Source organism: Rhodococcus sp. AC861 (assembly GCF_979256035.1).
This window is the reverse complement of record NZ_CEEDMW010000001.1, coordinates 650078-668879: the sequence shown is the minus strand read 5'-3', so window position 1 is coordinate 668879 and position 18802 is coordinate 650078. Positions and strand designations below refer to the sequence as shown.

The 18802-nt window shown below is 65.2% G+C and carries 27 protein-coding genes; 8 read left to right on the top strand and 19 right to left on the bottom strand.

The features are described 5' to 3' along the window. Positions 1-56: 56 nt before the first annotated feature. From AC0IX4_RS03170 to nrdH, 5 genes are read right to left on the bottom strand one after another with little or no spacing between them, the layout of a single operon-like run. A complete protein-coding gene (locus tag AC0IX4_RS03170; protein ID WP_471827999.1) occupies positions 57-194 on the bottom strand; it encodes a hypothetical protein in 138 nt (45 codons plus the stop codon). A 38-nt stretch (positions 195-232) separates the two neighbouring features. After that, complete coding sequence (locus AC0IX4_RS03165) at positions 233-475, bottom strand: hypothetical protein (RefSeq protein ID WP_471827998.1); 243 nt, start codon at positions 473-475, stop codon at positions 233-235. Next, on the bottom strand, positions 472-1059 hold the full coding sequence (locus AC0IX4_RS03160) for a DnaB-like helicase N-terminal domain-containing protein (protein WP_471827997.1): 588 nt from the start codon (positions 1057-1059) through the stop codon (positions 472-474). Before AC0IX4_RS03160 ends, AC0IX4_RS03165 begins: the two co-directional genes overlap by 4 nt. Before the next feature lie 12 nt (positions 1060-1071). Continuing rightward, on the bottom strand, positions 1072-1221 hold the full coding sequence (locus AC0IX4_RS03155; RefSeq protein WP_471827996.1) for a hypothetical protein: 150 nt from the start codon (positions 1219-1221) through the stop codon (positions 1072-1074). Positions 1222-1263: 42 nt separating this feature from the next. Beyond that, positions 1264-1506, bottom strand: a complete 243-nt coding sequence (gene nrdH / locus AC0IX4_RS03150; protein WP_471827995.1) for a glutaredoxin-like protein NrdH — start codon at positions 1504-1506, stop codon at positions 1264-1266. 232 nt (positions 1507-1738) lie between these two features. Between nrdH and AC0IX4_RS03145 the strand changes: the two genes are divergently transcribed. Next, complete coding sequence (locus AC0IX4_RS03145) at positions 1739-1918, top strand: hypothetical protein (protein WP_471827994.1); 180 nt, start codon at positions 1739-1741, stop codon at positions 1916-1918. Between the two features lie 149 nt (positions 1919-2067). On the opposite strand, the gene AC0IX4_RS03140 is transcribed toward AC0IX4_RS03145, so the two are convergent. From AC0IX4_RS03140 to AC0IX4_RS03125, 4 genes are all read right to left on the bottom strand, one after another. Next, positions 2068-3024, bottom strand: a complete 957-nt coding sequence (locus AC0IX4_RS03140; RefSeq protein ID WP_471827993.1) for a DUF4192 family protein — start codon at positions 3022-3024, stop codon at positions 2068-2070. A gap of 44 nt (positions 3025-3068) precedes the next feature. Continuing rightward, on the bottom strand, positions 3069-3209 hold the full coding sequence (locus tag AC0IX4_RS03135; RefSeq protein ID WP_222626631.1) for a hypothetical protein: 141 nt from the start codon (positions 3207-3209) through the stop codon (positions 3069-3071). A 460-nt stretch (positions 3210-3669) separates the two neighbouring features. Further along, the gene (locus AC0IX4_RS03130) at positions 3670-4443 is read right to left on the bottom strand and encodes a hypothetical protein (RefSeq protein ID WP_471827992.1); all 774 of its coding nucleotides are present in this window, start codon (positions 4441-4443) and stop codon (positions 3670-3672) included. A gap of 89 nt (positions 4444-4532) precedes the next feature. Continuing rightward, the gene (locus AC0IX4_RS03125; RefSeq protein WP_471827991.1) at positions 4533-4712 is read right to left on the bottom strand and encodes a hypothetical protein; all 180 of its coding nucleotides are present in this window, start codon (positions 4710-4712) and stop codon (positions 4533-4535) included. Between the two features lie 184 nt (positions 4713-4896). Between AC0IX4_RS03125 and AC0IX4_RS03120 the strand changes: the two genes are divergently transcribed. Continuing rightward, positions 4897-5421, top strand: a complete 525-nt coding sequence (locus AC0IX4_RS03120; RefSeq protein ID WP_471827990.1) for a hypothetical protein — start codon at positions 4897-4899, stop codon at positions 5419-5421. A 10-nt stretch (positions 5422-5431) separates the two neighbouring features. Here the strand turns inward: AC0IX4_RS03120 and AC0IX4_RS03115 are convergent, their stop codons facing one another. Further along, positions 5432-5719: a hypothetical protein gene (locus AC0IX4_RS03115; RefSeq protein ID WP_471827989.1), complete on the bottom strand. Its 288-nt coding sequence runs from the start codon at positions 5717-5719 to the stop codon at positions 5432-5434. A gap of 121 nt (positions 5720-5840) precedes the next feature. Further along, on the bottom strand, positions 5841-6035 hold the full coding sequence (locus AC0IX4_RS03110; protein ID WP_471827988.1) for a hypothetical protein: 195 nt from the start codon (positions 6033-6035) through the stop codon (positions 5841-5843). Between the two features lie 152 nt (positions 6036-6187). Here AC0IX4_RS03110 and AC0IX4_RS03105 point away from each other — a divergent pair, with 152 nt between their 5' ends. From AC0IX4_RS03105 to AC0IX4_RS03095, 3 genes are all read left to right on the top strand, one after another. Beyond that, positions 6188-6562: a histone-like nucleoid-structuring protein Lsr2 gene (locus AC0IX4_RS03105; protein WP_471827987.1), complete on the top strand. Its 375-nt coding sequence runs from the start codon at positions 6188-6190 to the stop codon at positions 6560-6562. A gap of 86 nt (positions 6563-6648) precedes the next feature. Then, entirely contained in the window at positions 6649-7026 is a 378-nt protein-coding gene (locus AC0IX4_RS03100; protein WP_471827986.1) for a hypothetical protein, read from the top strand. 64 nt (positions 7027-7090) lie between these two features. Then, positions 7091-7492: a hypothetical protein gene (locus AC0IX4_RS03095; RefSeq protein ID WP_471827985.1), complete on the top strand. Its 402-nt coding sequence runs from the start codon at positions 7091-7093 to the stop codon at positions 7490-7492. 236 nt (positions 7493-7728) lie between these two features. On the opposite strand, the gene AC0IX4_RS03090 is transcribed toward AC0IX4_RS03095, so the two are convergent. From AC0IX4_RS03090 to AC0IX4_RS03060, 7 genes are all read right to left on the bottom strand, one after another. Beyond that, on the bottom strand, positions 7729-9147 hold the full coding sequence (locus tag AC0IX4_RS03090) for a ParB/RepB/Spo0J family partition protein (protein WP_471827984.1): 1419 nt from the start codon (positions 9145-9147) through the stop codon (positions 7729-7731). A 205-nt stretch (positions 9148-9352) separates the two neighbouring features. Next, positions 9353-9610, bottom strand: a complete 258-nt coding sequence (locus AC0IX4_RS03085; RefSeq protein WP_471827983.1) for a hypothetical protein — start codon at positions 9608-9610, stop codon at positions 9353-9355. 31 nt (positions 9611-9641) lie between these two features. Next, entirely contained in the window at positions 9642-9938 is a 297-nt protein-coding gene (locus AC0IX4_RS03080) for a hypothetical protein (protein ID WP_471827982.1), read from the bottom strand. A 738-nt stretch (positions 9939-10676) separates the two neighbouring features. Further along, complete coding sequence (locus AC0IX4_RS03075; protein WP_471827981.1) at positions 10677-11351, bottom strand: hypothetical protein; 675 nt, start codon at positions 11349-11351, stop codon at positions 10677-10679. Between the two features lie 409 nt (positions 11352-11760). Continuing rightward, positions 11761-12123, bottom strand: a complete 363-nt coding sequence (locus AC0IX4_RS03070; RefSeq protein ID WP_471827980.1) for a hypothetical protein — start codon at positions 12121-12123, stop codon at positions 11761-11763. 376 nt (positions 12124-12499) lie between these two features. Next, positions 12500-13519 carry a PDDEXK nuclease domain-containing protein gene (locus AC0IX4_RS03065; RefSeq protein ID WP_471828332.1) on the bottom strand — a complete coding sequence of 340 codons (1020 nt, stop codon included), beginning with the start codon at positions 13517-13519 and terminating at the stop codon, positions 12500-12502. 122 nt (positions 13520-13641) lie between these two features. After that, positions 13642-13815, bottom strand: a complete 174-nt coding sequence (locus AC0IX4_RS03060; protein ID WP_471827979.1) for a hypothetical protein — start codon at positions 13813-13815, stop codon at positions 13642-13644. Between AC0IX4_RS03060 and AC0IX4_RS03055 the strand changes: the two genes are divergently transcribed. The 3 genes from AC0IX4_RS03055 (at position 13808) to AC0IX4_RS03045 (ending at position 17525) form a co-directional block, all read left to right on the top strand. Next, positions 13808-14164 (top strand): hypothetical protein, encoded by a 357-nt coding sequence (locus AC0IX4_RS03055; RefSeq protein WP_471827978.1) that lies wholly within the window; start codon positions 13808-13810, stop codon positions 14162-14164. The two genes, AC0IX4_RS03060 and AC0IX4_RS03055, sit on opposite strands and share 8 nt — an antisense overlap. Before the next feature lie 308 nt (positions 14165-14472). Further along, positions 14473-15291, top strand: a complete 819-nt coding sequence (locus AC0IX4_RS03050; protein WP_471827977.1) for a hypothetical protein — start codon at positions 14473-14475, stop codon at positions 15289-15291. Positions 15292-15698: 407 nt separating this feature from the next. Continuing rightward, positions 15699-17525 carry an ATP-dependent nuclease gene (locus tag AC0IX4_RS03045; protein WP_471827976.1) on the top strand — a complete coding sequence of 609 codons (1827 nt, stop codon included), beginning with the start codon at positions 15699-15701 and terminating at the stop codon, positions 17523-17525. A gap of 66 nt (positions 17526-17591) precedes the next feature. Here the strand turns inward: AC0IX4_RS03045 and AC0IX4_RS03040 are convergent, their stop codons facing one another. Further along, positions 17592-18764, bottom strand: a complete 1173-nt coding sequence (locus AC0IX4_RS03040) for a site-specific integrase (RefSeq protein WP_471827975.1) — start codon at positions 18762-18764, stop codon at positions 17592-17594. Positions 18765-18802 lie beyond the last annotated feature (38 nt).

Below are 18802 nucleotides of genomic sequence, written 5' to 3'. Positions count from 1 at the left end.
GATCGCGCCGTGAGATTGATTGTCAGCGCGACCACGAACAGAACCGCGACGACGACTTAGGTGCTCGGTTCCAACTTCTGCTCGATGAGGGTGGCGATGAGGACGGCAACGACGGCCACCGCGCAGACCGCGAGACCGGGACCACCGAGAGCTGATCGGGTCCGCTGGTCGAGGTTGTGGAATCGGCCGGCCATGCGTCGAACGTATCGCGGAGGGCTTCGGGGTCCTGTCGTCAGAACAGTGCGTGTTGGGCCGCGTCGGCGGCCTGGTGGCGGGCGCTGCACCAGAGGGTGTGCAGGTGTCGCGCGACGCGGGGGTGCACCTCGAGGGTGTCGGCGAGGGTGTTCCAGTCGGTGCCGCGTGCGTGTTCGGTGTCGAGCCACCGGCCGACGTCGTCACCGTCAGAGGTGAGCGTCCCGTCGGCGGTGAGGTACCGGTCCGGATCCATAGCGTCAGCGGTGTCGCCGCCGGTCATGCGTGCGCTCCCCCGGCTCGGAAGGTGTTTAGCCGCTTCCACGCCGCCCGCTGGGCGGTACCCAGTTCGACCATGTAATCGAACAGCTCGTCCTCTGGACCCTGCTCAGCGGCCTGCATGAGTCGCTGCCCGGTGATGTGAAAGGACCGCCGGTAGGACTGGGACAGCACGATGTCGGCATAGTGCACGGCGGCTGACGATCCGGTGGTGTCGGCGGTGACGACGTCCGCCAACGCACGCCGCAGCGGTGCGTCCTTCTGCCCTCCCCCGGCCCGGTGCAGGACGGCCGCGACGGAGGCGGGGTCGTGGGGTTGTCCGGTGGTGACGAGGTCGGCGATGACGGTGAACAGTTCCGCGTAGGTGGGCTCGGCGAAGTCAGCCGGCATCAGGGCGTCGGTGACGCGGACGGCGGCGGCGGTGTCGACGGACCACATGAGCGCGCAGAGGGTCAACGATTCCGGGTCGGTCCGCGGGTCGAGGCCGGCGCTGGTGTCGGCGCCGGGATCTGCGACGTCGGGTGCGAGGTCGAGGACCGGGTCGCTCGGGTTCTGCTCGGGTTCGGGGACTGCCCGTAATGCGCTCATGACGTCCTGGCCTTACCGGGTGTCGGTTGAGTCGGCGGCCGGGTGGGTGGTCCAGGGGCCGGGGATGACGACGGCGCTGGTGGTTTCGGCGGCGAGGTCCGCGTCGATCTGGGCGGCGATGAAGTCGTGGTCGGGCTGGTAGTCGAACGCGAGGTGCGCCATGGGTGGGGTCTCCTTCGGTCGGTGGTGGGTTGCGGTGTGCAGTCAGGCGGCGGAAGCGGCGGCGAGCTCGGCGAGGCGGTCGTCCCGGTATCCGCTCCAGTGGGTGTCGGGGCCGGCGACGACGACGGGTGCGGCCAGGTAGCCGAGGGCGAGGACGTAGTCGCGGGCTTCGGTGTCGGCGCTGATGTCGACGGCGGTGTAGTCGAGGCCGGCCTTGTCGAGCGCCCGGAACGTCGACCGGCACTGCTGGCAGTTGGGCTTTGTGTAGACGGTGATTCCGGACATGGCTCGCGCCTTTCGACTATTCGGTGGTGTGGTTCCATTCTATTTCACGAACGGATTTATCTCCACCGCTGGAATGTATTTGTTCGGTAACGCTGAAACGGTTTCTTTTGTTGCGCTGCAACCGATATGGCGATGTTCGGGAATGCCGCTCGGTCCCGTTTCGGCGGGTTTATGTAGTGCGCTGTTTTCGTCATTGGCGGGTTTGTTCGCGGCGAGAGTCTAGGATCGCGGGATGACGTATTCGCGTGTGGAGTCGGCGTTGGTGGCACTGCAGTTGGATCGGAGTGTGCCGTCGGATCTCGCGGTCGAAGCGATGGTGTCGGGGGTACCGGTCGAAGAGACGCTGCCCCGTGCTGCTGCCCCGGGCGCTGTGGATGTGGTGTGGGTGCCGGAGGACATGCCCGACCTGTGATCGCGGTGGCCGGCCCCGGTTGGTAGCGACCAGTTTGCTCGGTGGTGGGTGCGTCGAGGTCGGTGTGAGGCTCGATGCCCGATCGCCGGCTACCCCCCGGCGGTGGCCGGGCGTCCCCCGCTGGCTGCGGGAGCCGCCCGGCCCGTGCTCTATTCCCGGTCGGGTGCCCCGGGCAGGTGCGCCCCGGTGGTGGCGCGGACCGTCTCGGCGTCGACGTCGAGGGTCCGGATCTCGGCGGGGCTCATGGCGACGTCGAGTGCCTGACGGAGTAGGCGGAGCATCTGCGGGGTGGCGATGCCTGCGCTGGTCGCTTCGTCTTCTGCCGCGTCGTAGGCGATGTTCGCGGCTGCTCCGTCTCCGGCGCGGTGGCAGAGCCACCCGGCGATGCTGAGGGCCTGGACGCGGGCCTCTCCTCGGGTGCGGCGGGCGATGGTGGCCATGACGGTGTGCGCGGATGCGCTGCCGTAGAGCGGGAGCCGGAACATCGCGTCACGGACGGGCAGTGCGGTGATGACGGCGGCGGTCCGGGCGATGAGGCCACTGTCGGGCAGCTCGTCGGCGTAGACGACTGCGGCCAAGTCTTCGAGCACCGTCGCGGCGTCGGCGTGCTCGGCTGGGTGAACCTCCGTGGCGTGGGCGTAGCGGTCCCCGATGGCGGTGCGGCTGCCCTCGATGGCCGTTCCGGCTTCGACGGTGCTGGCGGCCAGTTCGGACGCGATGGGGTCGACGTCGAACGTGTCGAGGGTGTCGAGGTCCTGGGCGGTGGCCGGTTCGGCGAGGGTGGGGACCCAGTAGGTGCCGATCACCTCGACGGCGGTGGCGAGGATTCCGGCGATGACCAGGTTCTCGACGACGGCCGCTTTCTTGCCGGGTCGGTCTGCGATGGTTACGACGACGACCGACTCGACGCCGTGGCGACGCAGGACGTCGGTCATCTTGTGCGCCTGGGTGACGACGTCCACGCGGTCGAACCGGGCGGCGAAGGTGAGGACCTCGCCGGTGAACGCGAGCACGACGATGGACTCGGTGGGGACGTGCCGCAGCGCTGCGGGGATTGCGGCGATGACCTGGGCTGCACTGGTGAGGGTGATACGGGGTTGCGTCATGAGGTGAACCTCTCGGGTGGTGTGGGGGTGCGGCTGGGGGACGGTCAGGATCGGAGTGCGCGGCGTGCGTTACGGCGGTCGTAGCGGGCGCTGGCTCGTTTGACGGTGCGGCGGATCTTGGGGGCGCCCTGCTTGTGGACGAGGATGTCGATCTCGTCTGCGGTGGACGGGTGCTGTGCGCGCATGACTGGTGCTTCCTTCAGGGACTCGTGTGGCTCGGTCCTTGTCCCTCACCACGTTCTTTCGCCGTCATCTGGCGTGGGGAGAGAAGGGCGGTGCACGGGAACGGCGTCCTGCACCAGATACGAAAAGTTCTCAGCCGGAGGCGCTTTGAGAAGTTCTCGGACCCCGCAGGGGCCGGAGCGCAGCGGAGGTCGGGTGTTGGTAAGACGGGCACGGGTGACGCACGATCGGAGAAGCCAGATGGTCGAAAGAACAACGCTTTCGACAGAACGGAGCGCAGCGGAGTTCCGACCAGTGGACGCCCGCAGGGTGGCCTACGCCCGGACGGTCACGGCCGGCCTGCGATCAGGTTCCGCCGACCACTCCCCCGCGGCTGCCGCCTTCCACCTGTTCGGCTGGGTGGTGATTGTGCGGGAGCGACGATGCTGGGCCACGTCCCGCGAGTCGCGGTAGCGCTGATGCTTAGATGCGCGGCGGGAGAACGGTGTAATAAAAATGCCAGCTGTCATCGTATTCGCCGCGGCGGTGGTATCGACCGTCACTCGCCACCTCGATTCGCGTTGTGACGGTATCCATGACGTTTTTGTGGTCGACCGTCCAGGAAAGGAGGACGTCGTTCCCATCAGCTTCGTGAACGATCGGGAGTGAATGGTTGGAATTCTCCACTCGAAGTGCCCAATGCAGAGGGCGACCCTGCGGATCGGTCGCTGAGCAGCGATACGAGAGCCTGTCCCCTAGCGTCAAGACGGCTTCGGATCGGTGTCCGTCCACGAGCGCTTCGCCCTGGGTGGCGTCTTTTATGCCAATAATGTTGGGGTAATACATCTCGTCCGGCCCCTTCTCGCTGCGATACTTGGTAATCTGAACGCGAAGCATTTCGGTAAGACCGAGAACAAGATGCTCCTCGTATTCGAGGAGGTCACGGCTATGCATTGTGGGGTTTCGAAAATTGGCGAGACGATCCATGTCCAACGAAAATCGCCGTTTATGCTCAAGTATGGGTTCAAACTTCGCCCAATTACGATTAATTATGGCGGATAGATGCCAGAACTCCAGATAGTTGATAAGAGGAGGGGTTCCGAGCAATCCGGGTCGTTTCTGCTGGTCGTCAGTGCGCTTTTGTTCTAGGTCAGCTAAATCAATTTTCGGGTGCGTCTTCCAACCGTCGCCGATTACTTCACGGATGAGATCGCGAAGCACCGATTCGATGATGTTGATCGCGTCGGTGTTCCGCATGGAGTAACAGTATCGCCTAGAGCTTCCCCCGGCTGGCAGTCAAGGCCGCGGAGCGGCCCCGTACTAGAAGCCGCGCGAGCGAAGCGAGCTCAATGCCCTTGGGTGTTCGCGGGGACGAGGCCGGCGCGGAGGATGCGGAAGGAGTAGGCGCCGGGTGCGTCTGCGTGGGTTTCGCTGGGAGTGATGGTGGCGTGGGTGTCGTCGAGCTCGGTGATCTCGAAGGTGGTGACGCCGTGGGCGTGGAGTTTGACGCGGTCGCCCGTTTGCACAGCCGGTCATCGTATCGCCGGGCACCGATAAGTCGCAGTCCATGAGTGCGGCCGCGGGTTTGGGGAGAGTGAGTGTGCGCCACCGGTGTCATTCCACGCGCTTGGGAATGCCCGTGACGCGTCCACGGCGGTAGCCTGTGACCAACCTCTTTGTTCCAACCGACCAGGTAGAGGAGTGTTCACGATGGCCGGCCACCGACCCGGGCATGTCACTGATGACGACTGCACCACTGCTCCGGTGTCGGCTGCGACGGCGTCGATGTTGGCGCTGCCGTGGTCGAATCTGATGCCTGTAGATCTGCACGCGTTCGCGTTCGCACTGCGCCTGGTGCGCAGCACCATGATTGCCGTCTCGCCGCTGACCGATGCACTGGACGCGGCGGAGGATTTCCTCGAGCGGGCCGCCGGCTGTTGGTACAGCCACCTGGACCGGCATCCGGACGCGGCGGCGATGGAGGCACAGGGCGCACTCGACGACGTGCGGGACGTGCTGAGCCTGGCCGGCTGCACCTGCGGGGGCAGCACCGACCTTGATCGCCGGGTGTTGCGGGCTGCGGTGTCGGACGCGGCGGAGGCGTTGGCGGAGTTCGTTGACACCCGGTCCGGTGTGCCGGTGCCGTGGGAGGTGGGGCCGGATGCGGCGACGATCGCCCATCTGACATGTGCGCGGGCCTCGTTGTCGTACGTGGTCGCGGCACTCGCCGACTGACCTCGCCAGGTCACGATTGGGGTCTGTTCGGTCGGGGGCCGGAGCTGCTGCTGAGGTCGAAATTCCCAGTGTGAGGACTGGCCGACGGCCGTGCGCCGAGCGCGGCCGCGACCTGTTTCTCGAGGCGGGGGTTGGGCCGGTCGGGGCAATAGGTGGCGGCGTCGCAGGAGCTGGCGATGCGCATGACGGCGGGGTCGGGCTTGTGCGGTTCGCCGGTGTCTGCGGTTCGGCGTTCGGCATCTGCGGCGGCGTGTTCACGCAGGGAGCGGGCGTTCTTTGCCCAGTCGATGCGAGTCATGGCGCTCCCCCGCAATTGTGCTGTGGTGGTGATGCGGGGCCGAGTGCTTCCCGGGTCGAGCGTTCGGTTCGACCGCCACTCGGCCCCGCTTCGTCAGGTTACCAAAACTCGAACATGTGTTCTAATCCGGGTTGGCCGCTTCGGGGAGCCTGGTCAGGGCGGTGGTGCGGTACCAGTCGCGGAGCCGCCCGGGGTCGGTGGTGAGGTGCCGGTACGCCCGTAGGACGTCGGTGACGTGATCGTGCGCAGCCAGAAGTTCAGGGTCGTCGGGGTCGTGTCCGTCGAGGATGAGGGCGGCGCGTTCGTCGTGGTCCACGAAGGGTTGGACGCAGCCGGTCGTTCGATGGTTCCCGCGGTCACACGACGCGCCGACACACCGGCCCGGTCGCGGGACAGGTGTATGTGGTTGTGGAACGGTGAGCAGGCATTTGCCGACCATTTCACCGAGAAAGACGGGTACACCGCACCGTGGCCAAGAATATGATCGTCGAACTGACCGATGACATCGACGGGAGCGTCATCGCCGACGGCACCGGGGAGTCGATCGAGTTCTCCGTCGACGGCGTCGACTACGCGATCGACCTGAAAGACAAGAACGCGAAAGAGTTCCGGAAGACGCTCGGCTACTACATCGAGCACGCGGCGAAAGTCGGCGGCCGTAAGCGCGGTGGGCACACCTCCGCTGTCCGCGCCGCCGCCGAGGCCGCCACCACGAAGTCCTCGAAGCGTGATCCGGAGCAAACGCGGGCAATTCGGGAGTGGGCCAACAGCAACGGGTACCAGGTCAGTGCCCGCGGCCGGATTCCCGCTGCGGCCGTCGAGGCGTTCGACGCCGCTCACTGACCGGTCCGCCCCCACTGTCGCAGCGCCGACTCGGCGGGCTGCCCGTGCGCCCGCGTCATCGACCGCCAGCAGAGGAGACTGCGACCATGAGCGCTCGGAAGTGGTACGAGAACGACGCGATCGAGAAGTGTGCCCGAATAGTTCTGCTGGTCTGGACCGCCGTTTTCGTCGGCCCGTCGTTGATCGGCGACATGATCGAGGAGCCGACAGCGTGGCACGTGACGCTGGTGGTCATCTGGGTGGTCGCCGTGGCTGTCCTTGCGTACTTCGCCGTCCGGGAGAGGTTCTTCGGTCCGCACGCCCCGACACCACCGCGAGTGGCACCGGACACTGTCCCGGCGTCCGATGTCGCCGATGCGGTCACCTCGACCGCAACGAGGGTGGCCGCGGTGAAGAAGCTGCGTGAGCTGCACCCGGGTCTCGGTCTCGCCGACGCCGTGCACCTCGTCGACCGTCCGGAATGACGAAAGCCGGGCCTGGCAATGGCACCGCCGGCGACCGCCCCACAATTGCCTCTAGCGTGAGCTGATGGCATCGACGTGGGAACGCTGGGAGCAGCTCGCCTACGGCATCCCCGCCGCCGTGGGCGTGGCCACAGGTGCGTACATCGGGGGTCGATCCGGAGGCCTGATCGGTGCAGGGTACGGGGCTGCCATCGGTGTCCTGTTGTCGCTGTTCGTGGGTGTCGGGGCGTACTTGGGTGGACGGTGGGCGTTGGCGAGTCTCGGCGGCGGCGCCGCCGGGCTGCGGGATCGCGTGCTGTTCGCTGTGTCCACCACGATCGGTGTGTGGCTGGTGGTCGTTCCCTGTGCGCTGTTCGTTCCGCCCGGGCTGTTCGGGCGCGAGCTGTATCTAACGGTGGCGTTCACCGGCGCTCCCGCGTTCGTGTGCAGCGCACTGTATGCCCCGCAACGCCTTTCGCGATCATGACTGTCTGGTCGTCTGGTCGTCTGGTCGTCCGGTCGCCTGATGGTCTGGTCGAGGTAACTCCGCACGCCCGGGCGTACCCGGGGGGGGGGCGGTCCAGTTCGGTCACGAGCTGGACCTCGAGGTCCGCGTGGGTTTCGCGGACCTGGTGGGGCTGCCGCGTCAGCGTCCGCAGGAACGGCCCGTGCCGTGGGCGGTGCGGGTGCCCCTAGTTGTGGGGGGGCACCCGCACCGTCTCGTCACTCGGCGGCGTCTGCGGTGTCGTCGGCGAGCGCCTGGTGGGCCTGTTCGGCGGTGATGGTCGCGGCTGCGGCCTGCTCGACGGGGGTCAGGTCGTGACCGTGGGCGCTCAGGAATCCGATGTAGTTGTCGAGGTTCCCGTAGTGGGTGCGTCGCCAGGAGTCGTGTCCCTTGCCGCTCATCCGGGCCTCGTAGGCGGCGAGCACCTGCGCCAGGGTGAGCACCTGGGCGCGGGCGTCACCGGCCTTGTCGACCACCGGGGCGATCGCGGCCCGTGCTGCCGCGTCGTCCGAGCCGGGGTATCCGGCCCCGGGGCCGGTCGCCTTCGGCACGGCGATGCCGAGCACCTGCGCGAGGTACTGCGGGGCCTTGTTCTCCGTCAACAGTGTCGGCTCGCCGACCAGCGTCTCGGCGATCCACTTCCCGGCGCCCTTCGGCAGGGTCTTGCGTGCGAGGAACTTGACCAGCCACTCCACCCGGGCGGTCGTGGCGGCCGCGGACGCCTTGTTCAGGTCGATGGTCCGCCGACGCTCTGCCCGCGCCTGCTCCTTCACGGCGAGTTCAGCCGTCGCTGCCGCCTGAGCCCTGGCCTGTGCCTGCGCATCGGGGTCACCGGCCTCGGCGGGAGCGGACAGCGCAGCGGCGAGCACCGCGTGGGGCTGTACCCCTGCGGCGGCGGGGTCGGCGGTGAAGTACTCCGGCACCCACACCGTGCCTTCGGTGAGCGTTCCGTGGTGCACGAACCCGTCGGCGGGGACGGAGTCGGGGTCGCCCTCGGTGGCCCAGTCGATCCGCTCCGCGTCGATCACCTCACCGGTCTCGGCGATAGTGAACTGCTCGGCGGCGGTCAGCCACACCGACCAGTGCTGCGGCGAGGTGTCGATGTGCTCGGCGGTGACCTCCTCGCCGCCGTCGACGGTCACCAGATCCTCGGCGCGGATCAGGTCGCTGCCGAACAACGGCTCGGCGGCCAGGACGGTGAACCCGCGTGCAGCGTAGGGGGCACCGGCCTCGGCGCGGGCGATGCGCTCGGCCTTCTCCCGTGTCAGCCGGGCGGCGGTGTAGGAGAACCCGTAGCGGCCACGCTCGAGCAGTTCCTCGACGGCGTCGGTGTCGCCGTCCGCGTCGAACTCCGCGAGGATCGCGGCCTGCTCGAGGGTGAGCTGTCCGGCCTCGACGGCGGCGCGTGCGGTGTCCGACCGCCCGGCGGCGGCGGCGGTCTTGACCTGCTCGCGGGGCATCTGCACGGCCTTGCCGACCTTCGTCGCGGACACTCCCAGGTCGAGCATGTCCGCGACGGCCTTCACCCGCTGGGACACCGTCAGTCCGATACGGCGGTCGTTGGCGACGACCTGCCGCGACAGGCGGGCGATCTCGGCCTGCTTCGCCGTGACCCCGTCGGCGGTGGTGGTGATCATCACCGGGACGGTGTCGGCTTCGGCGTCGATCGCGGCGAGGGTGCGGTGGGGTTGTCGATGGTTGCGGTCATGATGGTGTCTCTCCCTGATATGGTTTTCGGTGAGACACCGGGCAGCTAGAGACTGTCCGGTGTTTTTCTGTCTGGTGGTGCTGTTCGGGTGTGCGGTCCCCGTCTCGGTGGTCCCCGGTTCCTCGCGGCGGCGGTCATCGGTTCACTCGGGGTGCGGCGTTCTCGGCGTCGGTGATGTCCTGCTCGGTGGCTCCGGCTTCGCGTGCGGTGCACGTCCAGTAGGCGGCGCGTTCGCGGTGCGCGGCCTCGGTGGATGCTTCGGGGTCGACCGCTCCCTTCTGCGCCCTGGCGGTGTAGGCGGTGATCTGGGTGAGCGCACGGGTGCGGATGGTCAGCACCGCCGCCCCTACTGCGGCGCGGGTCGCGGTCCGAAAGTCGGTGGTTGTGGTCATGGCTCGGTGCTCCTCGGTGGGTGTGGGGTGGTCAGAGTGGGCGTTCGACGCCGAGGACGAGGTCGCCTTCGATGAAGGTGAATCCGTCGCCTGCGCTGTCACGCATGGCGAACCAGTAGTCGGCGCGCGACCAGACGAGCGTGAAATATCCGGCGTCGGTGAGCGTTCCGAGGAGGTCGCGGTCGGCCCCGTTGGGGAAGAACGCCGCCCCGGAGGACGGGGCGAAGTGCCGGTTGAGTGCCGCGATGAGTTCGTCGGTGGCGGTCGCTCCGGCGGCGGCGTCGAGTGCGTTGTCGTAGGTGGTCCAGTACGTGTCGGTGCTGCTCATGGTGGGTGGCCCCTCGCGTGTCGGGCGGCTCGGACCTGGCTGGCCCTCCCCGCGTTCTTTCGCCGTCATCTGGCGTGGCGCAGAGGAGGCGGCGCACGGGAACGGCGTCCTGCACCCGAGACGAAAAGTTCTCAGCCGGAGGCGCTGTGAGAAGTTTTCGAACCCCGCAGGGGCCGGAGCGCAGCGGAGGTCGGGTGTGGGTAAAACGGGCCCGGGTGACGCAGCATCGGAGTAGCCAGATGTATCGAAAGAACGAATGCTCTTTCGCGGCGCGGAGCGCAGCGGAGCTCCACCAGGTGGACGCCCGCAGGGTGGCCCACGCCCGGCCGGCAACGGCCGGCCCGCGGCCCGGAACCGCCGACCGCTTCCCCGCGCTGCCACCTCCCACCCGGACACGCCGGTGACCGGCTGTGCGGGAGCGACGGATACCGATCACGTCCCGCGGGCCGCGGTAGCGTCCTGAGGTGTCATCAGGGGTTTTCACACAATCTGTGCAGTTCGCTGATGTACTCGGAGCTGATGTACTTCGGAATGGTGGCCGACGTATGCGACGGCGCGGGCGGCTCTGCGAATCACCGTCATCGCGGCCTCCGCGGGTACGAGGCGGGCGTCGTCGACGATCCGGCGGTGACCGTCGAGGTGGTGATGCTCGTTCTCAAGGCGCATCCGCTCGGGGGTGAAGAACTCCGCGACCGGAGCCGCGCATCGCGGGGACGGTCGTGTACCACGTACCCGGTGTTACATGCCGTCGAGGAGCGCCAGGGTGCGGCGGAGAAGTTCGTCCGCTCGGGCCTCGACGTCGTCGAACACCTCCGAGATGTCCGCGAGTGCGGTGTGCGCGGCCAGGCGGGCTGCAACTCCGGCCGCATACGTGTCGTCGAGCGAACGGCCCGATGACGTGGCGGCGGAGGCGTGCGGCACGATGGTCGACTCACCGACTGCGGTCGGACGCTGGTGACCGCTGCGTTCGGGAGTGCCCCGGTGCGCCGGGGCAGTGCCGGTCAGGTGTGCGGTCAGGACGGATGACACCGACGCCGGTGTCATCGCCGTCAAGGGTAGGGGCACCGCGCCCCACCGGTCGATGGGCACCACCACCGGACCGTCACCACGGACCGCAGCCCCGGCGCCGACCGGAAACACGTCCGTCCGTAAGCACTGCTCGAGCATCCGCGTCGACGGGTGCCGTTCGATCACCTGCAGTACCTGCTCCCAGTTCCGCCACACCGACACGTAGTCGATGTCCGGTGCGCAGGTATCGGTGTCGGTGTTCGGCAGGTGCAGCTGGTGTCGCCCACCGACGTGCAGGGCGCTGCGCTGCACGTCGACGTGGCACCGGTCGAGGGTGGCGATGTCGGCGGGCCGCAGACCGGCGGCGCGTAGCGCGAGGATCACCGCGTCGCGGCGCCCGAACATTCCGGTCGGCCATCCCCGTCGTGGGGAGGGTGGCGATGATGGGTGCTGCGCGGCGTCGGAACAGCGCGGTGCGATGGGTGCGAGACTGTTCGAGTTGGAGGCGGATCGCTGTCACCGTGCCCGGCGCGGGTTGTCCCGCATCGCGGTGGGCTCGGTTGATCACCGCCACTCGCCGACGCAGTGCATCGGTGCCGGCGGGGTTCTCGTCCAGGAACAGTGCCAGCGTCACCGGTGATGCGGGTAGTGCGAGCATGTCGACGGCCGCGCACCAGTCCGCGAACAGGGACCACTCGTAGTGGTATCCGTGCGGGAGCGTCGGACGGTCGATCATGGGCACAACGGTCATCCTCTCGATCCGGTAGCCACCGACCATCGACCGCCAGCGGAGGGTGGCGGCCGCCGAACATGCTCAGAACATGGATAATTGGGCGGGATCGACTCGCGAACGCCCGCGGCGCAGTGACCCGGACGCGACGGCCGCAGTCCGATGTGGCGGTGTCTGCGGCGCAGCGGGGTCGATGACCCCGGCGCGCGCTGCGATCGCCGCGCGCACGATACTGCGGTGATCGGACCGGACCGCGCGACCGAGGGCGCCGGGGGTTCCGAACTGGTTGCGCCACTGTACGGAACCCGGTGGCGGTGCGCCAAGGACGGAGTCGGTGAGCCGGTCGAGGAGCACGTCGAGTCGATCATGGAGGACCCGCACCGCGTCGTCCAGAGCAGCACCGGCCACATCGACCGACATGTGCTGCGGGTCAACGGGTGCCGCCATATCGGTCACAGTACGCCGGTCAAGCGGGATCGATGCGACACTGCGTGTGCCGTCGTGTCAGCGTCGAGGGTGGTCGGTGACCGGGGCCGCGGGGCGGTGCAACACGGTCGACGCTGGACCTCTCCGATCTGCAGGCGCTGTTATATCGGGGCGAGTGTTGTGCGACAACAGGATTACTCGCACAGTGTCGTGGAGTAGTTCCTGCTGCAGCGGCGGGCCGGCGAGGGTGCGGATGCGCATGGTCGACATCATGTACTCGACCTCCGACACCGTTTCCGTGTACCGCACCGCCGGACGCGAAGTCGCACCGTAGCGAAGATTCACGGCGAGCACGACACGGTGCCCACCCGGACGGGCACGAACCACGGGTCGGGGATCAGTCCGCACCGTCCATCGTGTCCCCGATGGCCGAGGTCAGTTCGTCGTCCGTGGGGACGAGGTCGCGGACCGGCGCCGGCAGCGTGTCGTAGGTGTAGTCGGCGACCGCCAGGGGTGCTGTGGTGCCGGCGAGGGAGTACCGGACGACGCTGTCGTTGCGCCCGGCGCACAACAGGATCCCGATGGTGGGGGCGTGCGTGTCGTGGTTGCGCAGGTTCTCATCGATCCACGAGACGTAGAAGCCGAGCTTGCCGACATATTCGGGTTCGAAACGCCCCACCTTCAGTTCGACGACCACGAACCGGGACTGCACCCAGTTGAAGAACAGCAAATCGATGTAGAAGTCGTCACCTCCCACGGCGAAATGGAACTGGCGCCCGACGAACGCGAAGCCGTGCCCCAGTTCCAGCAGGAACCGTTCCAGCCGGCCCATGAGCGCTGCTTCGAGCTCGCGTTCGGCGACCCGATCACCGAGGTCGAGGAAATCGAAGACGTACGGGTCGCGGACCAGTTGCTGCGCGAGGTCGGACTCCCCGCCGGGGAGCTGGGCGGTGAAATTCGACGGTGCTGCGCCGCTGCGGGCGGCGAGTCGGTTGCGGATCTGATGGGTCAGTACCGCGCGGGACCACCCGAGCCGAACAGCTTCGGTGGCGTACCAGTCACGGGTCGGCTGGTCGTCGAGCTTGTCGACCAGGACGGTGACATGCCCCCAGGGAAGTTGTCCAACAGCTTGTTGGACGAATGCGCTACGCGGCCACGATGCGGCGATACGTCGCATGTAGTGCATATTGCTGCGGGAGAAGCCGCGCATCGAAGGAAACTCCGCTCGCAGATCGGCGGCGAGCCTGTCGATAACCGCGCTCCCCCAGCCTTCGGCGCGTTGACGTTCCAAGACGGCGTGGCCGATATCCCAGTACAACACCAACAGTTCGGTGTTGACCACCCGTGTCGCGCGAATACGGGCAGTGCGGACCTGCGTCTTGAGATGAGCGACGAAGAGGACATAGTCGTCGGGCATCGCGTCCAGATCCGTCACACCCCTCATTCTTCCCCACCGCAGCCGTCAGCCCACGGTGTGCCAGCGGAACCCGGCGGCGGACAGGGTTGGGGACGACACTGGCCACAGCGCGGTCCGTGCTGTCAGGCGTCGAATGTGCGCGGGTCCAGGGTGCGGCGCACCACAGTGCGGGCGACAGCGGTGACGGGCTTCGACTGCGCGTAGGCGTATCCGCGCAGGCGGGCCGCGGCGTTCACGGTGCAGGCGACCGGTGGCGCCGGAGCGGGCGACAGTGCGCCGGACGTGTCGGTGCCCACCGGCACACTCGACACCATGCTGATGAGCCAGAAATTTCTCACTCACCACCCGTTCGCGGTTCTGGTCGACCTCGGATGGGTCTGCGAGAACCTCGGGCCGCCTGTGATGCGGCGGGGAGCGTCGGACTTCGTCCGTGTTGCCACCTTCGGGCGCGGGCGCCGAAGTGTGTGCATGGACGTCGACCGGCACGGCCGGATGAGTCAGTTCGCCACCTACGACGCGGGCGAGGACATCGGCTTCACAGCCGAGACGCCCGCCGCGTTGATCGCCCTGGTCCAGAGCCCGGACGGGACGCCCGTTCACGAGCTCGCCTCGATCAGCGACGTCACGACACTCTCGATGGTCTGAGCACACGATGCGCTGTTAACCCACCGTGCTCGTCACACTGCCGACTACCACGTACCTGGGCTGCAATTGTCAGGCCCCTTCTAGTACCAAAAAATGGCGAGAGTCCAATACCGTCGTGGTGGGCAACACGATGGACTAGCGGCGCTGGTCCGAGATAGCCTGCGCAGCAACATGCAGTGGCCAACGCTCACTGAACCGCTCGACTGCCTTCTAGTTCAGGATTGTAGGGCACCTTCAGCGAAACAATACCGACGCGTTACAAGACTAGCCGCGATCGGCATCCGCCTGACAGCTGTCAAACTAGACTCGTGACCGATTCGACTACCCCACCTCAAACCGCCATGCAGTACTGCGCTCTCACGAGAGATGAGATCGCCGAACACATAAAGGACTTCCCGCAGGTAACGGTCATGCCGGGGTCGCCTATAGATAGGCTCGACCAACGATCGAAGTACAGAAGCTACCGCGAAACCGCCTCGATCCCCATCCTCAGCTCCCTCGATCACATGAGGTTGGTGACGGAATCTGTTCTTGGGCTACGGGGCGCACTCCCATTCGCGCATGCAACCTCGCTGCGGACGGCGCTCAGCGCAGCCTCGTGTGCTCTCTGGCTAATGCCGGCAGCGCAGGAGGAGCGAGAACTGCGGGCAGCAATGCTCAATTTCCACGACCACGCCAATTATCTTGTATGGCTCCGATCGCGACCATCCGCTGATGATTCTGACCTACAACGACACGTCAGCCTGATCGAACATCGACGGGACCATTTCGCGGCCACGGCACTCTCGCTTGGTAGGAATCTTTCCGGTAAGTGGAAACTGACCGCTGAGTTCGACATGACAGTCGCCGCATCAGCCATGATGCCTTCGTCGATGTGGGGCGACAAATGGTCACCTAGGGTTGAGGTCCCGTCTCAGTGGCGCATGCTGAGTTCCTACGCACACGGACTGCGCTGGGGAACTACCCCGAACACGATCCAAGGCGACGCCGACGAGAATGGCTTCGCTGCAACGACTTTGACCTTTGACTTAGATAGGTTGATGGAAAGTACTCGCATTGTTAAGGATGTACTCTGGACCGCAATAAATCGATTCCGGGAACTAGCAGCGCTTCCACGCTCTTATTGACGGATCGTTGGTACGCATTGCGGAGCCTCGCTCGCGTTAAGCCCGGTCGTTCGAGCGCGCCACCACCCACGGAGTCATAGGCGTAATCGATGCACGATATGAGACCATCCAGGAAACGAGCACGGAGGACATCGGCACGGATGACGAGCACGCACGCACCGGTGCGGAACTGCTGCCAGCGAAGCAGTCGGCCCCGTTGCGCACAGACTAGCGCCGAACAATGCCGACATCACCAGGACTTCGAGGTTGTACCCTCACCTCGATCGACAAGCCATCGTCCGGCAAGCGCTGGGAGACGGACGAGCTAGGCGGTGGCGACGGTTGTCCACTACCCAACGGACTCCGCAGACGCGATTGAACCTGTAGGTTTGCCAGAACGACGAGCCTGGGAGCGGCGAATGAGGTACGTGGCCTTTAAGTTCAAGAATTTCAAGGGCATCCAGTCCGCAGAAATAAAGCTTGATGGGCATGTCACCACACTTATTGGCTTGAACGAGAGCGGAAAAACAACCTTTCTCGAAGCAATGTGCTGCTTCAAGTATGGAGATGCAGAGATCGACAGCATCCACCCCGAACTCGGATCCTTGCGGAACCCGGCTCAGTGGGTGCCCATCTCTCAACGAGCGAACTTCAACGGGAGAACCTCGATAGCAGCCAACGTAACCCTCGAACTTGGCGACAAACAAGCGCTGATTGAACACCTTAGAGCCGAGTTTGGCTTCAAGAAAGTCCATTTCAACGAAACAGTGGCAATCACCGAGAACTACGAGTTTGAAACGTCCCGTTATACGGGTAAGACTAACACATGGGGTTTGATTCTCAGCGGTCTGAAAGGCCAGGAACGAACCGTCCGTCGCTACGGTGCGACCACTAAAGAGTGGCATAGCGCGGTGGCTTTTCTCTCAAAGCGACTTCCCACCATCTGGTATTTTCCGAATTTCCTGTTCGAACTACCAGAACGCTTCGAACTCACGAGTGCATCCAACGAGAACACATCGGAGTTGTCCGATAGAAACGCATTTTACAAGTCCACCTTCCAGTACATTTTGAATGAAGTCAGCCCCGGCGCAACACTCGAAAAACATATTGTAGAACGCCTGCAATCTGACGAATTGGTGGAGCGCCGGAATTTAGACGCCCTCATGCTGCAGATGAGCAGATACATCGGCGAATCTGTCTTCGGAAACTGGGATCGGATTCTAGGGCGTTCCACACCTCTGGGAGAGGTGGATATCAGGGCACTCACCGACGCCAACGGCAATTGCTATCTCGACATGCGAATCAAAGGACCAGACGGGTACTTCGAATTGGCGGAGCGGAGTCTCGGTTTTAGATGGTTTTTTATGTTTCTCTTAATGACAAATTTTCGCGATGATGCTTCGAGTCCGAGTCGGAAGGTCTTCCTCCTCGATGAACCAGCGTCCAACTTGCACGCTAAGGCACAGTCCGAACTCCTACAGAGTTTTGAGCGCCTGAGCGACAGATGCCATCTGATCTACACCACACACAGTCATCATCTGATCAACATAAAGTGGCTTGACAGCGCCAAGATTGTGAAGAACGACGCAATAGGAACTCCTACCAGCGACGATTATATGCATGCCAATGTGGGCAAGAATACAAATATTGCCACTGTTCCCTACCGGCAGTTTGTCAATGACTATCCCGACCAGATTTCATATTTCCAGCCCGTGCTTGATATGTTGGACTATCAACCGTCCATCCTTGAGCCAGTTGCCGAAGTCGTACTCGTCGAGGGCAAGTCAGACTTCTACTACTTGCGGTATTTTGCGGATGTCCTCGGAGCGCCGACTGATCTGAAATTCGTACCTGGGGGAGGCGCGGGTTCTCTCGAACCTGTGATCCGCTTGTACATAGGCTGGGGTAAACCGTTCGTGATATTGCTGGACGGAGATGACGAAGGCGACAAGCAACGGCGCAGGTATGTCGAACTATTCGGACACTTCGTCTCAGATCGGTGTGTGCAACTCGCCGATGTCTGTGGGGATCAATCTGTAAAAGAGATTGAAGACCTAGTCACAACGACAGACGTGGAAGCAATGCGTGAGGCGACCGGCGCTTCCACGTCATCCAAGATCACTAAAAAAACCAAGTTCAACTCGGTCTTGGAGCTTCTGGCAGCTAAGAAGGTCGTCACCGTTGAGGAGGAATCATTGAAGAGGTTTGTCAGTCTTTTTAGTTCGCTTGAGAAGCGGTTGGAAGCGCTTAGGTGAGTTCGTCACCCCTAAGTTCGCGAGTGCGATATGTGACTGCGCACCCTCTGGTGAAGAATAGGCCCGTCAAAGGCCAATTTTGATTACAGCATTTCCAACCAGGGGGGCATTCTCGCGGGCGTAGCGCTCAAGCACGGCGGGTGTGGTGTGGCCGGTCTGGCGCATGATGGCGTGTGCGTCTGCGCCGTTGCGGAAGGCCTGGGTGACGAACCCTGAGCGGAGTGAGTGGCCGCCCAACTGGCTGACGAGTGCGGCGTCGTATCCGGCGCGTTCGCCGCGGCGTCGGATTGTTTTGTGGATCGCGGCGCCGGACAAGGGTGCGGTGCCGAGGTTGCCGTTCTTGGCGATGGCTCGGAACAGCGGTGCCCGTGCGGCGGTGCGAGGCACTCCCCCGCGGCACACATGTTCGTCGAAAGGGTCACGACCGCGGAGCAGTCGTATGACAGAGGGGCGGCCGCCGGCATCGAACGCTGACACAACCTGGACCCACCGCACGTAAGCGCACGGCGGGCAAGTGAGGTGCGATTCGGTGGTCGGGAGTGCTCGGACGACGCCGCGACCTTCCTGGTCGGTCTTGGTCTTGCGCAGTCGAATGTGCAAGCCGTCCTCGCGATGCAAGCTGACGTCGCGGCATTCGAGGTCGGCGAGCTCGGAACGCCGGAACGCACCCGCAAAGCCGAGAAGTAGCAGAGCGGTGTCGCGGCGTTCGAGGATTTCGGCGGCCCACCCGTCGCACTGGGCGCGGGCGGTCTCGACGAGGTGACGGATGTCTGTGACGAGCAGTGGCGCACGTTGCGTGCGTGGGCGATCGCCGGCGCTGGCGTAGTCGCGGCGGATGCCGGCGAGGGTGGCGGCGACGAGCTCGTGCGCCGACGGCTGCGGGTACCCGGCGGTGCGGTGGTAATGGTTGATGGCTGCCACCCAGGCTGACAAGGTGCTGGCTGCGTAGGCCTTCTCCCCCACCGCGGTGACGGTGTCGGCAGCATCGACGATGTACGCGGCGACGGTGACGGGGTGGGCCGGCAGTGCGACGTGGCCGTTGCGGGTGCACCAGTCGGTGAACCGTCGCCATCCGGCAGCGTAGGCGCGACGGGTTCCGGCCGACCGGGACGACTCCACCACCCCGGCGATGCGTGCGGCCACCGCCGCGGGGATCGCCGGCGCTGCAGTGTCCTCCGAGGGACCTGAGACGGCCGTCAGAGGGCTTACGGGGGCCGTGGCTCCAGGTCTGGACTTCATATCCGCAGCCTAGACCCCCGGTCCGACGAATCTGTGGA